Source organism: Lachnospiraceae bacterium (assembly GCA_025758065.1).
In the GTDB taxonomy this organism is placed as follows: Bacteria; Bacillota; Clostridia; order Lachnospirales; family Lachnospiraceae; genus Enterocloster.
Window position 1 is genome coordinate 3,863,772 of the sequence record CP107199.1, and the last position, 16,002, is coordinate 3,879,773.

The 16,002-nt window shown below is 45.5% G+C and carries 9 protein-coding genes, 2 tRNA genes and 3 rRNA genes; all 14 read right to left on the minus strand.

The window, feature by feature from the left end:
- Positions 1-332 precede the first annotated feature (332 nt).
- The 14 genes from OGM16_18015 to OGM16_18080 all read right to left on the minus strand — a co-directional run bounded on the left by OGM16_18015 (position 333) and on the right by OGM16_18080 (position 15,858).
- On the minus strand, positions 333-1,580 hold the full coding sequence (locus OGM16_18015) for a CapA family protein (protein ID UYJ46637.1): 1,248 nt from the start codon (positions 1,578-1,580) through the stop codon (positions 333-335).
- A 15-nt stretch (positions 1,581-1,595) separates the two neighbouring features.
- Positions 1,596-2,456, minus strand: coding sequence for a DegV family protein (locus tag OGM16_18020; GenBank protein ID UYJ46638.1), 861 nt, complete (start codon positions 2,454-2,456; stop codon positions 1,596-1,598).
- Positions 2,457-2,724: 268 nt separating this feature from the next.
- Complete coding sequence (locus tag OGM16_18025) at positions 2,725-3,906, minus strand: transposase (protein UYJ46639.1); 1,182 nt, start codon at positions 3,904-3,906, stop codon at positions 2,725-2,727.
- 310 nt (positions 3,907-4,216) lie between these two features.
- Positions 4,217-5,407 (minus strand): cation diffusion facilitator family transporter, encoded by a 1,191-nt coding sequence (locus OGM16_18030; GenBank protein UYJ46640.1) that lies wholly within the window; start codon positions 5,405-5,407, stop codon positions 4,217-4,219.
- The gene (gene truA, locus OGM16_18035) at positions 5,407-6,234 is read right to left on the minus strand and encodes a tRNA pseudouridine(38-40) synthase TruA (GenBank protein ID UYJ46641.1); all 828 of its coding nucleotides are present in this window, start codon (positions 6,232-6,234) and stop codon (positions 5,407-5,409) included. Before truA ends, OGM16_18030 begins: the two co-directional genes overlap by 1 nt.
- The gene (locus OGM16_18040; protein ID UYJ46642.1) at positions 6,224-6,763 is read right to left on the minus strand and encodes a VanZ family protein; all 540 of its coding nucleotides are present in this window, start codon (positions 6,761-6,763) and stop codon (positions 6,224-6,226) included. Before OGM16_18040 ends, truA begins: the two co-directional genes overlap by 11 nt.
- Positions 6,760-7,938: an aminotransferase class I/II-fold pyridoxal phosphate-dependent enzyme gene (locus OGM16_18045; GenBank protein UYJ46643.1), complete on the minus strand. Its 1,179-nt coding sequence runs from the start codon at positions 7,936-7,938 to the stop codon at positions 6,760-6,762. The genes OGM16_18040 and OGM16_18045 overlap by 4 nt, the downstream gene beginning before the upstream one ends.
- Before the next feature lie 148 nt (positions 7,939-8,086).
- Positions 8,087-8,158, minus strand: a tRNA-Gly gene (locus tag OGM16_18050).
- Between the two features lie 87 nt (positions 8,159-8,245).
- Positions 8,246-11,135: ribosomal RNA gene (locus OGM16_18055) — 23S ribosomal RNA — on the minus strand.
- Between the two features lie 308 nt (positions 11,136-11,443).
- Positions 11,444-11,516: transfer RNA gene (locus OGM16_18060), tRNA-Ala, on the minus strand.
- Positions 11,517-11,521: 5 nt separating this feature from the next.
- Positions 11,522-11,639, minus strand: a 5S ribosomal RNA gene (gene rrf, locus OGM16_18065).
- Positions 11,640-11,714: 75 nt separating this feature from the next.
- A 16S ribosomal RNA gene (locus OGM16_18070) occupies positions 11,715-13,242 on the minus strand.
- Together the 16S, 23S and 5S rRNA genes with 2 tRNA genes alongside form the textbook arrangement of a ribosomal RNA operon.
- Before the next feature lie 415 nt (positions 13,243-13,657).
- Complete coding sequence (locus OGM16_18075; GenBank protein UYJ46644.1) at positions 13,658-15,181, minus strand: HAMP domain-containing histidine kinase; 1,524 nt, start codon at positions 15,179-15,181, stop codon at positions 13,658-13,660.
- Positions 15,178-15,858 (minus strand): response regulator transcription factor, encoded by a 681-nt coding sequence (locus OGM16_18080; GenBank protein UYJ46645.1) that lies wholly within the window; start codon positions 15,856-15,858, stop codon positions 15,178-15,180. Before OGM16_18080 ends, OGM16_18075 begins: the two co-directional genes overlap by 4 nt.
- Between the last annotated feature and the right edge of the window lie 144 nt (positions 15,859-16,002).

Sequence of the window (16,002 nt, forward strand, 5' to 3'; positions counted from 1 at the left end):
ATACAGTAGAAAGGGCTCACCCATGTATAATAAGCATTCGGTAGGCAATTTTGTCCATTTTGTGAGCATAGCTGGTAGGTTGGAGGCACTGTTTGAGCGAACGCAGTGAGCGAGTTTGCCGGAGACCTACCTAATCGGCGGCGGAGCAAAATGGACAAAATTGCCGTGAATGCGTTTATACATGGGTGAGCCCTTTCGGACCCTATTGAACTAAATTCCAAGTTTGACTCATAAAAATGGATCAGACTTGGAAATACATTGCTTTAGAAATCAATTTGTCTGCACACTAGTAACACATATTTTTCATCTGTTCCGGCTTCATGTACTCCATCTTACTGCTGTGGCACCACGTTTCCGTCTTTCTCAACTGTAACACCATAAGAAATCCCTGTCATATAAGAGGCAAAGTCTGCCTTTTGGTCTGCATTTTCAAGCACTCTGGTATATCCGGCTGAAGATGTCCCCGACACAAAGGTAAGCTGGCTGTCTTCCCCGTCCCACTGCACCTTAAGCAATGCAGTCTTAGGAATGCTGCTTCCGAAAATGAAATTACCCAGACTGTATACAACCGGCTTTCCCTTATAATACTCTACACCCTGAAGTACATGAGGATGACTGCCAATAACAATATCTGCCCCTGCATCTATATACTGCTTTCCAAGAGATCTCTGATAGTCTTCCGGCGTTTCCTTACGTTCAATGCCCCAGTGGACATATACCACCAGATAATCACACTGACTGCGCAATTTCTTTATCTCATCTACCAGTATTTTCGGATCATAAGTAGTCAGCATACCCGGCTTTGTGGAAGTAGCATTCCAGGAACCTGCAGGTATAACTCTGGAAGCTCCTAAAAAGCCGATTTTTTTACCCTGGGCTTCTAAAATAACCGGTGCTTTTGCCTCATCTAAATTCTTTCCTGCTCCTACTCTTGATATACCGGCTTCATCCAAAGTATCGCAGGTATCCAGTAAAGCATCTGTACCATAATCCATGGCATGATTATTTGCCAGTGTTACAATATCGATCCCCAGTTCTTTAAAAACAAAGATCGTGGATGGTGCCACCCGGAAAGTAAACTGTTTATCCTCTGCCGGCGTTCCCCTGGTACTAAATGGAAATTCCTCATTTGCCATGAAAATGTCTGCCTCATCGATCACGGACTGGAACTGACTGTCCAGTACACTCCGGATACCGCCATTTTTATAGGCATTCATCACATGGTCTGACAGAAGGATGTCACCGGAAAAGACCAATTTTACCGGCTGACCAGCTTCCTCTGGCTCAGATTCACTTTCCTGACTGTCAGTTTCTGGCTCATCCATAACGCTTTCCTTTTCATTTTTAGCTGCTGCTTCATCCAGATTTTGTCCATTGCTGCTATTTTCAATGTCTTCGATTTTTTCTGTCTCAGCAACATTTTCCTGGTCTTTAGAAGCTTCTGCTCTTTTCTGCCCCGCCAGCTCACTGGCACTTACATAAGAGCCGTTTTTCATATGGCGGACCGATAATCCCACTATAACTGCCAACAGCAGCCCTGTAATAGCGGCCGCTGTGCATATCCATTTTTTTCTGTTCATTTTTTAGTCCTGTTATTAACCAATTGCCAGCACAATTCCGCCATCATTTGCATATACGGTAGCCACACCAGCTGCATTGGTCACCACGATTTCCTTAAAATCTGCACGTTTTGCCAGTTCCTGCTTTACGTACTCTCCTCTTTCCGGATTATTTACATGACATACAACAGCCCGTTTTCCTGTGGTATCCCCAGCTTCTTTAACGGCAATGTCGCACATTCTCTGAAGTCCCTTGTTAATACCTCTTGCCTGGTCTAATTTAATGATCACGCCATGTTCAGCCCCCATAATAGGTTTGATATTTAAGGCTGTTGCAAAAAATGCCTGCAAACCGGAAAGTCTGCCGTTCTTACGTAAGGTATCCAGACTTTCAAGAACAAAGTAGGTATGCATCTCATCCCGGAACTTTCTCAGTTTTTCCACTACTTCTTCAAAGCCTAAGCCCTGTTCGCAAAGCTCCTGCACATAAAGGGCCTGATCTAACTGTCCTGCAGATGCGGATTCAGAGTCCAGAATTTCAATCTTTTTAGAAGACTCAATCCCTTTTTCCTTCATCTCCTCTTCATACAGCTGCTTTGCAAGGGCTGCTGAATTATAGCTTCCGCTTAAATGGCTGGAAAGAGTGATCACAAATACAGCCTCTGCATCTGCTGCCTCATATGCTTGTTTAAAGATCTCAGGGGAAGGGCAGGCAGTTTTCGGGCACTCCGGGCACTCCTTCACCATGCGGATAAAAGCTTTCTGATCAAAAGTTTCATCATCTACCACCTGTGCATCCCCCACCTGCAATGTCAGCGGTACCATCTGGAACTTAGGGTCCTTTTTCAGCTCTTCTGTCAGATCAAGACAGCTGTCTCCAATGATCTTGTAAGTCATGTTTCTATCCTCCGGTTATCCAACATGTCATCTGATTATCTTAACATGTAGTATTCATTACTACTTATTATAACAGTATACTATATAAAATGCAATGATAACCGGAGTTTTTCAGGGATTTCGCTTTTAGCACTGTATATTTATAAATAGTGCCCCTCTCACGCTTATTTTCTCTTTTGCTTCCTGAATAGCTGAATGCGCACAACGTCCCCCCTTAGTTAAATTTAGCTCATTTCAAAGCGCCTGTTTTTATTTTCCCACTGACAGACTATCCGCCCTTTTCATACAAGATACTTTTTACTTTTTCCAATAATAGCTCATCACAAAACTTCCGGTTCACACTTTTTCGGCTGATTCCACTTTCTTTAAATCTTTGAATACGGCGATACAGGTATAATTCTCTCATGTTGAAGCCGATGATCATCAGATCAAATATTACTTCTGTTGCTGCATGGCAATAGCAATGTTTTGCGTGATAATACGTTTTCAACTGGTGGAATCCATTCTCTTCTATATCCCATCTTCGGTTCATCATCTCCCATAAAACCCGAGGTTCCCCTTGATCCAGAGTCGTTACCAGCCACATCCGGCGTTCGTTTTCTTTCCAGCTTTCATGATATCGGATCACACGAAGCTTATGGGGACTATTATCTATCTCAAATCCTGAAAGATCCCAGACTTCTATATTCTTTTTTCCACAGGTAAACGACCTTTTTTTCCCCTCATCCCGCTTAAACAGGCTTTCCGCATCCTGAAACAGTTCCCTTCGTTCATCTTTTAGTCGGATCACCGCATCCAGTCCGCACTCTTTTATCGTATTGATAAATGGGGCATTCAGATACAGCGCATCTGCTACGATCACATCTGCGAAATGTCCGTGTCTTTCCTTCAGACGTCTGATCAGCTTTTTTCCTCCTGTCAGTTCTCCTTCATCTTTTTCCGCTCCGTCCCTCGGTTTTAACATTTCCTGGCCCAGGATTACATGTGGCGTTTTTCCTACTGTCATACAGACCACGCTCCGGTGGAAATATTCTGTTTCACCTGCACGGTTTTTCCGGCTAAGGCAGTCCGAACAGGACTTTTTTGTGCTGTTGAACAATTCCACTCCATCGATACCGGCTACAACATATCCACCTATAGTCCCTTCCCGAAATACACGGTTGCTTTTTATGATATCGATCGTCTGGTCGTGGATCTCACGGATCTCATCTGGATCTATCTGGGTAAGAAGGTCACGGACCGCATCAATTTTAGGTATTTTTCCATGTATGCAGTTTTTCAATCGTTTTCCCATACTTTCAGGCGCAGAAAAAACTGTATGAAAACTCTCATACTGCAGCATCAGAAAGAGCAGTGCCGGCATGACGATATTAAATAATGGGATCGTTCTTCTTTTTCTTTTGTCCGATAACCCCTTGATTTTCTCCGGGATTTTATATACACTTTTCATATAAGTTAGCAGCTTCTTTAATGCTAATTTTTCATTAAGGACACCTTCTTTCGTGTTGTTTTGTGGGTAACATAATTATACAATAAAAGGTGTCCTTTTTGATTGCTTATGCAGAAAAAACAGTAACTTTTTATTCAATATGAGAATTCCCCGTTCTGCCAGATGGATCCCTTGCAAAACGGGGAACTTTTTATCTTAAAAGCGAAATCCCTGGGAGTTTTTATTACTGTTCGTGGGCTGCATGACTGGCAACCTGACCTGCCGGATTTCAAATGGCGGCAATGCCTTTTTTAATGCCTGTTATGCCAGATCAGTCAGATACATGCTTCTCTGAACGAAAACTGTTTTCTGCTGTAATAGAACAGCGGCATCCCGGCTCCCGGCGGCTGACTTCATTGTTGATCCTGTTCTTCAGTCTGCTCACCGCAGATGCTTTATATTCTCTTGGAACTACAAGATCAAACACCAGGCACACATTTTTTCCTGCCCCTACCATGCGGAAATCATGGAAAGAAAGACGGATATCAATATCCATAAGCACACGGCTGATCAGGGAACGATACTGGGCCAGACGTTTATTATCCCGCTCTACCGGATCCATGTGGATCACCAGCATCATGTTAAATTTTTTTGATGCATCCCGCTCGATCCGGTCAATGATCTCATGGGAGTATTCCGGGTCATAATTGCTTGGAACTTCGGCATGAATGGACGCCATGCTATGGGACGGCCCATAATTATGGACGAGCAGGTCATGGGTTCCCAATATTCCTTCATATCCTTCCACAAAATTAGATATCTCCTCATAAATCTCCGGATCAATCGCTTCTCCAATCAAAGGTGCCAGTGTATCCTTTGCAATATTCAATCCGCCATACATAACAGCCACAGAAACTGCCAGACCTACAACACCATCAATATTCCATTTCAGATATTTCAATGCCAGAAGTGATAAAATAGCCGCACTGGTGGTCATTACATCTCCCATGGCATCTGCAGCGGTAGCTTCCATTACCTTGGAATTGATCCTGCTTCCCAGTTTTTTATTAAACTGGGACAGCCAGAATTTTACTCCCACAGAAATAAGAAGGATCAGAACAGAAATCCATTTAAAATACACTTCTTCCGGATGAATGACTTTACCAAGCGAAGTCTTAAACAGTGAAACCCCCACCTGAATGACCAAAAAGGCCACAATAAAAGCCGAAATATACTCGATCCGTCCATGCCCAAATGGATGATCACTGTCTGCTGGTTTTCCCGCCATACGCACACCAATAAAACCAATAATGGAAGAAGCTGCATCCGATAAGTTGTTAAAGGCATCTGCCATAACAGACACACTATTTACCAGAATGCCAATAAACAGCTTGGACGCAAACAACAAAAGATTACAGCAGATGCCCACGATACTGGCCAGAATACCATAGCTGGTGCGTACCTGGGGCTCTTCTGTCTTATCATGATCTTTCACAAAACATTTTACTAAAAAATCAGTCATCACTTATCCTCATATTCTACATTTAGCAGAAACAGTCCCTGTGCCGGTGCTGTAGGTCCTGCTGCCTGCCTGTCCTGTGCCCTTAAAATATCATACATTTTACCAGGCTCACATTTTCCCATCCCCACTTCGATCAGCGTGCCTGTAAGAATGCGCACCATCTGCTGCAGGAATCCATTTCCCGTAAAATAAATGTGCAGACGGCTTCCCTGCTGCCTGAACCCTATATCTGTAATAGTTCGCACCGTTGTTTTTTTCATCTTCTTATTGCCGCAAAAGCTTTTAAAATCATGGGTGCCTGTAAGAAAAGCTGCTGCCTCTTTCATGGAATCTACATCCAGCATATTCCCCAGACCATAATAATAATTTCTCTGGAAAACATCTTTCTTCGCTCCCATTTCCAACTGGTAGCAATATGTTTTTTTCACAGCAGAAAGACGGCTGTGGAAACGCTCCGGGACTGCCTCACAGGATAAAACAGCAATGTCTTCCGGAAGATACTCATTAATATACTCCATGATCTGATCCGGCGTTTTCTTTCCGCCATATTCTTCCTTTTTACTCTTCAGGTCTGATACATTCTTTCCATTTTTCCCGTTTTTTCCATTTTTTTCCAGTTCTTTCCAGTCAATATGGAAATTTGCCACCTGGCCTTTTGCGTGGACTCCCGCATCCGTACGGCCGGAACCATGGACTTCGATTTCTTCTCCTGTCATTTTTAAAAGGATCTGTTCTAATTTTCCCTGAATGGTCTTATCTGTATTTCCCTGCTTCTGCCAACCGTTATATCTGGTTCCATCATAGGCCATTACCACTTTATAATTCATTATTTTTCTCCTGTTTCTGCTGTGTCCACTTTGATCCAGACGATATTTTCCTATTTTTTTCCAAAGCAGTCCTGACTATTTTAACCAGACATCCAGTGATCATGATCCCCATATAGATTCCCGCCATATCCAGCCACACATCAGTTATCTGACCGGAACGCCCTTCTACAAACAGCTGGATGGTTTCGTCAATAAAAGGCAGACAGAACGCTGCTGTGAAATTTGCTTTTGCGATCCTGGTAAGAGAAAATACAGGCACTATTCCAGCACCTGTATTCATTGCCAGCAAAAATCCCAAGCCTGCATACTCTGTAAAATGAGCGGCCTTCCGTACCAGATGCTCCGTCAGCCACCAGGCATCCATCCCTGCTCCTGAAAGAAGGTTCTGTATCCTTATAAGAAAATATCCACTTTCCTTCGAGGATATGACAGCCGGAGTCAGGGAATTGCCATATATAAAACAAAGATATAACAGGATCAGGATCTTCCATTTCCATTTTTTCATGACTTCTTTCATGAAATTTCTCATGCATTCTCCTTCGAGAAAATTCCGCTTTCATCCACTGCATGTATGGCGCGCTCCAAAGCTTCTCTGTCCTGTACCAGCGCCATTCGCACAAATCCTTCGCCAGACGGTCCGAAAGCACTTCCCGGAGTTACCATAACACCGGTCTTTTCTACCAGATCCATAACAAAAGCTTCGGAGGACTCATACTGCTTCGGGATCGGAGCCCATACGAACATAGTTGCCACCGGTCGGTCCATTTCCCAGCCAATAGAACGGAAGCCGTCACAGAGAATGTCTCTTCTTGCCTCATAAGCTTTCATGGTATCATATACACAGTCCTGATCACCTGTAAGAGCTGCTACGGCTGCTGCCTGGATCGGCAGGAACATACCATAGTCCATATTGGATTTTAACATTTTCATATGTTTGACTACCTCTTTGTTTCCAAGGCAGAAGCCAATTCTGGCACCTGCAAGACCATATGTCTTGGAAAGGGAGTTAAATTCCACTCCAATCTCTTTTGCACCTGGATAACTTAAAAAGCTTCCACAGGTCTTACCATCAAATACCAACTCGCTGTATGCATTATCATGGAGAACAATAATATCGTATTTCTTTGCAAATGCTACCAGATCCTGGTAAAACTGCGCCGGTGCCATGGCAGTTGTAGGATTGTTTGGATAGGAAACAACCATAAGCTTTGCCTTTTTTGCCACTTTTTCCGGGATATCCTGAAGCTGGATGATATAGTCATTTTCTTTCTTTAAGGGCATATAGTAAAGCTCTGCCCCTGCGATCTGTGGACCGTCTCCAAATACAGGATAACATGGATCCGGCACCATAACAATGTCTCCCTCATCTGCAATAGACAATGCAATATGTGCCAGACCTTCCTGGGAGCCTAAAAGGGAACATATCTCTGTATCCGGGTCCAGTTCCACGTCATATCTTCTCTTGTACCAGTCTGCCACTGTATCTAACATCTTTTTGGTATCGCTGATCGCATAAACATAGTTCTCCGGCTTCATGGCTTCCTCACATAAAGCCTTGCGGATATGCTCTGCCGGCGGGATGTTAGGTGCACCAATGCTTAAGTCAATGACTTCTTTCCCTTCACTGATCCTTTTATTTTTAATCTCAGCCAATCTGGAGAAAATCCCTTCTCCAAAACGATCCATTCTTTTTGCAAATTTCATTTTCATTTCCTCCAAATACGCATCCTGTTTCTCCAGATTCTGGAAAAACATTTTAAAACCATGGTGGATATTATAATACAAATGCCTGGCAGTAGCAAGGAAAAAAAAGAAAACCCTAGCATTACTAGGATTTTCTTACATTTTAGCAAGCGCGAGACGGGATTCGAACCCGCGGCCCCCACCTTGGCAAGGTGGTGCTCCACCCCTGAGCCACTCGCGCATTTAAAAAGATATTAAATTCTGATACATACCTTCAAAACCACATATTGAACTACCGAATACCTACAACTTTTTGTTCCCTTACCTTTTGGTCAAGCCCTCGACCGATTAGTATCAGTCAGCTCCATGTGTCACCACACTTCCACCTCTGACCTATCTACCTTGTCGTCTTCAAGGGGTCTTACTACCTGCGTATGGGATATCTCATCTTGAGGGGGGCTTCACGCTTAGATGCCTTCAGCGTTTATCCCGTCCGGGCTTGGCTACCCTGCCATGGAGTTGGCACTCCAACAGGTACACCAGCGGCCCGTCCATCCCGGTCCTCTCGTACTAAGGACAGCTCCTCTCAAATATCCTACGCCCACGCCGGATAGGGACCGAACTGTCTCACGACGTTCTGAACCCAGCTCGCGTACCGCTTTAATGGGCGAACAGCCCAACCCTTGGGACCTGCTACAGCCCCAGGATGCGATGAGCCGACATCGAGGTGCCAAACCACTCCGTCGATGTGAACTCTTGGGAGTGATAAGCCTGTTATCCCCAGGGTAGCTTTTATCCGTTGAGCGATGGCAATCCCACTTTCATACCACCGGATCACTAAGTCCTAGTTTCCTACCTGCTCCACCCGTCGGTGTCGCAGTCAAGCTCCCTTATGCCTTTGCACTCTTCTAATGGTTTCCAACCATTATGAGGGAACCTTTGAGCGCCTCCGATACCCTTTCGGAGGCGACCGCCCCAGTCAAACTCCCCGCCTGACATTGTCCCCCAGCCGGCTAACGGCTGCAGGTTAGAAATCCAATACCGCAGGGGTGGTATCCCAACAGCGACTCATCTCAGACTGGCGTCCAAGCTTCTCAGTCTCCCACCTATCCTGTACATGCAGTACCGAATCCCAGTATCAAGCTGGAGTAAAGCTCCATGGGGTCTTTCCGTCCTGGCGCGGGTAACCAGCATCTTCACTGGTATTTCAATTTCACCGGGTGCATTGTCGAGACAGCGCTCAAATCATTACGCCTTTCGTGCGGGTCGGAACTTACCCGACAAGGAATTTCGCTACCTTAGGACCGTTATAGTTACGGCCGCCGTTTACTGGGGCTTCAATTCAGAGCTTCGCGTTTCCGCTAACCCCTCCTCTTAACCTTCCAGCACCGGGCAGGCGTCAGCCCATATACCTCACCTTACGGTTTTGCATAGACCTGTGTTTTTGCTAAACAGTTGCTTGAGCCTATTCTCTGCGGCCTGGTTTCCCAGGCACCCTTTCTCCCGAAGTTACAGGGTCATTTTGCCGAGTTCCTTAACAATGCTTCTCCCGCCGGCCTTAGGATTCTCTCCTCATCTACCTGTGTCGGTTTACGGTACGGGCACGTATCACACAATAGCGGCTTTTCTTGACAGCCGGAATCACACACTTCGCTACTTAAATTCGCTCCGCATCACAGCTTCGGATCGTCAAGCGGATTTGCCAGCTTGACTCCTACCCTGCTTGCCCCGGTCTTTCCATTCCCGGGCTGTGCTGTCCTTCTGTGTCCCCACAGTTCTGATGATACGCGGTACAGGAATCTCAACCTGTTGTCCATCGGCTACGCTTCTCAGCCTTACCTTAGGCCCCGACTTACCCAGAGCAGATCAGCTTTACTCTGGAAACCTTGGATATTCGGCCTGGAGGATTCCCACCTCCATCTCGCTACTCATTCCGGCATTCTCTCTTCTTAAATGTCCACAGCTCCTTGTCGGTACTGCTTCTTCCCTTTAAGAATGCTCCTCTACCAATGTATCACTACATTCCTAAGCTTCGGTGTTGTGTTTCAGCCCCGGACATTTTCGGCGCAGGACCTCTCGACTAGTGAGCTATTACGCACTCTTTGAATGTGTGGCTGCTTCTAAGCCAACATCCTAGTTGTCTCTGAAATCCCACATCCTTTTCCACTTAACACACACTTTGGGACCTTAGCTGTAGGTCTGGGCTCTTTCCCTTTTGACTGCCCAACTTATCTCGTGCAGTCTGACTCCCGTACATCATTTATGCGGCATTCGGAGTTTGATATCCCTTGGTAAGCTTTGACGCCCCCTTAGGAATTCAGTGCTCTACCTCCGCTAAACTAATACGGGGCTAGCCCTAAAGCTATTTCGAGGAGAACCAGCTATCTCCGGGTTCGATTGGAATTTCTCCCCTATCCACACCTCATTCCCACCCTTTTCAACGGATGTGGATCCGGACCTCCACGGAATTTTACTTCCGCTTCATCCTGGACATGGATAGGTCACCCGGTTTCGGGTCTGCCTGTGCTGACTTTACGCCCATTTGAGACTTGGTCTCCCTTCGGCTCCATGGCTCTACCATTTAACCTCGCCAGCACCGGCAACTCGCCGGACCGTTCTACAAAAAGTACGCGGTCGCACCTTAACGTGCTCCCACAGTTTGTAAACACAGGGTTTCAGGTTCTCTTTCACTCCCCTCCCGGGGTCCTTTTCACCTTTCCTTCACAGTACTATGCGCTATCGGTCACTAAGGAGTATTTAGCCTTGGAGGGTGGTCCCTCCGACTTCCCGCAAGGTTTCTCGTGTCTCGCGGTACTCTGGATCCTGCCGCTGCCTATCGTTTTCATGTACGGGGCTTTCACCCTCTCCGGCCCGCCTTCCCAGGCAGTTCCACTAACGAATCAGCTCACTTATGCAGTCCTTAACCCCAGCATGCACGCACGCTGGTTTGGGCTCTTCCGGGTTCGCTCGCCGCTACTTCCGGAATCGATGTTTCTTTCTCTTCCTCCGGCTACTTAGATGTTTCAGTTCACCGGGTTCCCTCTGTATGGCTATGGATTCACCATACAGTGGCTGAGGGCTTCTCAGCCGGGTTTCCCCATTCAGATATCTCCGGATCAATGGATATTTGCTCCTCCCCGAAGCTTTTCGCAGCTTATCACGTCTTTCATCGGCTCTTAGTGCCAAGGCATCCACCCTGCGCTCTTATTAGCTTGACCAACTGACTTTCGCTTGCGGGAGCAAACTACTCATCTCAGATGCATAGCGTTGCATCTTTTGGTCTGGGTTGTTTACAAAATTTGTTGTATTGTTTTCCATATAACCTTTCGGCTATATGGCCTCGGATGTCTTGATATTCAATTGAATTATCAATTCATTTCTATTCAATATGCGGTTTTCAAGGTACGTATCTAATGTATGTTCGTTCAACTAAACTCGAAAAAACCTCGTTAAGTTTCACGAACGGCCTCGCACTAAATTCGTCTGTCGCCTTGCGGCTCATCCTCATTAAGTTGCTTTCGGCCAATGGAGATGGAGAGATTCGAACTCTTGACCCCCTGCTTGCAAGGCAGGTGCTCTCCCAACTGAGCTACACCCCCATAGAATCTGGCACTCACCTGCTCTCCCATACCGTCTCCAGTATAGTACCATCGGCCGCTTAAGTCTTAACCATCGTGTTCGGGATGGGAACGGGTGTGTCCCCTAAGCGCATCAGCACCAGAAAGGTTTCGTCTTCAATTTCGGTTTCCCTGATTTGAAAACTAAACAGTATATAAAACCCCTACTCATTTCCTTAGAAAGGAGGTGATCCAGCCGCACCTTCCGATACGGCTACCTTGTTACGACTTCACCCCAGTTACCTGCCCCGCCTTCGGCAGCCCTCTCCTTGCGGTTGAGTCACTGACTTCGGGCGTTGCTGACTCCCATGGTGTGACGGGCGGTGTGTACAAGACCCGGGAACGTATTCACCGCAGCATTCTGATCTGCGATTACTAGCGATTCCAGCTTCGTGTAGTCGGGTTGCAGACTACAGTCCGAACTGGGACGTTATTTTTGGGATTTGCTCCAGGTCTCCCTCTCGCTTCCCTTTGTTTACGCCATTGTAGCACGTGTGTAGCCCAAATCATAAGGGGCATGATGATTTGACGTCATCCCCACCTTCCTCCAGGTTATCCCTGGCAGTCTCCTCAGAGTGCCCATCTTACTGCTGGCTACTGAGGATAAGGGTTGCGCTCGTTGCGGGACTTAACCCAACATCTCACGACACGAGCTGACGACAACCATGCACCACCTGTCTATAGCGCCCCGAAGGGAAGGAACGGTTAAGTTCCGGTCGCTACGATGTCAAGACTTGGTAAGGTTCTTCGCGTTGCTTCGAATTAAACCACATGCTCCACCGCTTGTGCGGGTCCCCGTCAATTCCTTTGAGTTTCATTCTTGCGAACGTACTCCCCAGGTGGAATACTTATTGCGTTTGCGGCGGCACCGATGGGCTTTGCCCACCAACACCTAGTATTCATCGTTTACGGCGTGGACTACCAGGGTATCTAATCCTGTTTGCTCCCCACGCTTTCGAGCCTGAACGTCAGTTACTGTCCAGCAAGCCGCCTTCGCCACTGGTGTTCTTCCTAATATCTACGCATTTCACCGCTACACTAGGAATTCCGCTTGCCTCTCCAGCACTCTAGCCATACAGTTTCCAAAGCAGTCCCGGGGTTGAGCCCCGGGCTTTCACTCCAGACTTGCATCGCCGTCTGCGCTCCCTTTACACCCAGTAAATCCGGATAACGCTTGCCCCCTACGTATTACCGCGGCTGCTGGCACGTAGTTAGCCGGGGCTTCTTAGTCAGGTACCGTCATTTTCTTCCCTGCTGATAGAGCTTTACATACCGAGATACTTCTTCACTCACGCGGCGTCGCTGCATCAGGCTTTCGCCCATTGTGCAATATTCCCCACTGCTGCCTCCCGTAGGAGTTTGGGCCGTGTCTCAGTCCCAATGTGGCCGGTCACCCTCTCAGGTCGGCTACTGATCGTCGGCTTGGTGTGCCGTTACCCCACCAACTACCTAATCAGACGCGGATCCATCCCACACCACCGGAGTTTTTCACACTATACCATGCGGTACTGTGCGCTTATGCGGTATTAGCAGTCATTTCTAACTGTTATCCCCCTGTGTGAGGCAGGTTATCCACGCGTTACTCACCCGTCCGCCGCTCAGTCAGTTTAAAATCCACCGAAGTCTCATTTAAACCGCTTCGCTCGACTTGCATGTGTTAAGCACGCCGCCAGCGTTCATCCTGAGCCAGGATCAAACTCTCATGTTAAAAGTTGATTCCAGGTCCGGATTACTTAGCTTGGCTAATTATCCTAAACCTTCATTACTTGGTTTTTGTTCTGAATTTTCTTAAATCCAAAGGTCTAAACCAGACCTTTTATTTTCTGAATTTTCAGGGTTTTACATACTGTTTAATCTTCAATTATCAAGGTTCGTTGTTGCTAACTTTTTTCAGAAGCAACTCTGATATAATATCATGAGTATTTTCTTTTGTCAACAACTTTTTTAATTCATTTTTCTTTTTATTTTTCTGTCTTGCGACAGCGAAATATATATTATCAGATGTCCAACAGAATGTCAACAACTTTTTTAACATTTTTTCGAACTCTTTTATGTATATTTTCACGCTATAAAAGGGCGCCATCAGGCACCCCTTTATACTATATACTCATGACTCATGTGTCCTAAACGCTGCAATCCAGTGTAAACCAGAATTCCACACCATCTTTTACATTCTGTACACCACAGGCTTTATTATGGGAATCCATGATCGCTTTTACAATAGAAAGACCGATACCACTTCCACCATAAGCCCTGGTGCGCGCCTTATCTACTTTATAGAACTTAGTCCAGAGTTTTCCCAGATCTTCTTCCGGTATATTCTGACCTGTATTAAATACAGTTACTTTTACCTCTTTGTCATTTTTCTCCAGACGGATCTCAATCCGTTTTTCCCCATCTAAATGGTTCATGGCATTATTCAGATAGTTAGTTACTACCTCCTCTATTTTAAACTCATCTGCCCATACCATGACTGGTTCACTGGCATCAAAAAATACCTGGGCGCCTTTCTGATGGAGAAGTATCTTTGCAGACGAAAGGACTCCGTTTATTAATGTAACCAGATCAAACTGTTCCATGACCGGCTTGTCATTACCGAATTCAAGGGCAGTAAGGGTAAGAAGCTGTTTTACCATTTTATTCATCTTTCCTGCTTCATCCTGGATGACCTCACAGTAATAGTCCCTGCTTTCCGGGTCCTCTGCCATTCCTTCTGTAAGTCCTTCTGCGTACCCCTGGATCAGTGCAATAGGCGTTTTCAGCTCATGGGATACATTTGCGATAAATTCCTTACGTGCCTCATCAATACGTATCTTCTCTTCAATATCTTTTTGCAGTTCATTATTCGCTGTTTTCAGTTCTCCAATGGTTTCCTTCAGCTTTTCCGAAAGGGTATTCATGCTCTTTCCCAGTACACCGATCTCATCTTCAGAATCTCCTGTATATCGGGCATCAAAATCCAGTTCTGACATACGTTCAGAAAGTGCCGCAAGGGAAAGAATGGGAGAAGTGATCTTCTTTCCTGCAAAATACATGATAACGCTTCCTGCTGCCAGAGCAATAAGACCAATATATACCATAAAACGATTAGACAGATCCACGCTTTCATGAATGCTTGCAATAGGCATGGACATGATAAAGATGGTCTTATTATCCTCAAAGAACCCCCAATTCTGCAGATAAAAGCTTTTTGCGTGTTTGTCAAAGCTTTTTTCAATGGTATAGTTTTCTTCCTGTACCAGTGTTTCTGTTTTTGGTCCCCGCCTTCCCAGGATATACTGCTGCACGCGATCTGCCAGAAATCTTCCATCCCAGAAAGAAGGATATGTTTCACCATTAGTACTGTCTACGACCACGATGGTAATATTATATTTCTCATTTATATTGCGGATCAGCCTGGTAATTTCATTTTGCTCTCCATCTTTGGAATAAAGGCTTTGGAGATCATCCATAATGTCTTCTCCGGCAGCAGCTTTTTCCATTGCGTATGCATTGATCTGGGTATACGTATCCTGGAGGATATTTAATTTATCATTCAGATAATATTTTTCCAGAAAAAAGCTGTTCATAGCCCATACGGCTAACAGGACAATTGCCATCAGACCTATAAACAGACCTATAAATGTAGTTCGGACTGAACGTTTCATTCTTCACACACCTCGAATTTATAACCCATTCCCCAGATAGTCTTGATATATTCGCCTTTTTCTCCCATTTTACTGCGCAGCTTCTTTACATGTGTGTCTATGGTTCTGGCATCGCCGAAATAATCGTAATTCCAGACATTATTTAAGATTTTCTCTCTTGAAAGGGCGATTCCCTGATTTTCCGCAAAATAAGTAAGAAGTTCAAATTCCTTGAAGCTTAATTCAATCTCTTTCCCGTCAATCGTCACTCTATGCGCTGCCTTATCAATGCAGATACCGCCAATATTCATTATATCTGCAGAAACTGCATTGGTCCTGCGAAGAAGAGCTTCTACCCTTGCAACCAGGATCTTAGGACTAAATGGCTTCGAAATATATTCATCTACTCCTAAAGAAAATCCCTGAAGCTCATCCCGCTCCTCGCTTCTGGCTGTCAGCATGATCACCGGTACTTTGGAATATTTCCGGATAGTCTTAAGTACTTCCCTGCCGTCCATTTTAGGCATCATTACGTCCAATAAGATCAGTGCAATGTCTTTCTGTGCAAAAAAAATCTCAAGCGCCTCTTCCCCATCTCCTGCTTCTACTACGGAAAATCCCTTATTTGTAAGGAAATCCTTTACCAGCTTCCGCATTCTCGCTTCATCATCAACCATTAATATTTTCAAAGCATCCATTTCCTGCTCCTCCTGCCTGTTTTACCTGCTTTCGTCCTTATTATAACAAAAAAATCCGGTTTTTCTACGCTTTCACACAAGTTTCACAACTTGTCAGTACGCAAGAAAAGTTTCAAGGCAAAACGAGATCAAAACAGGATCATC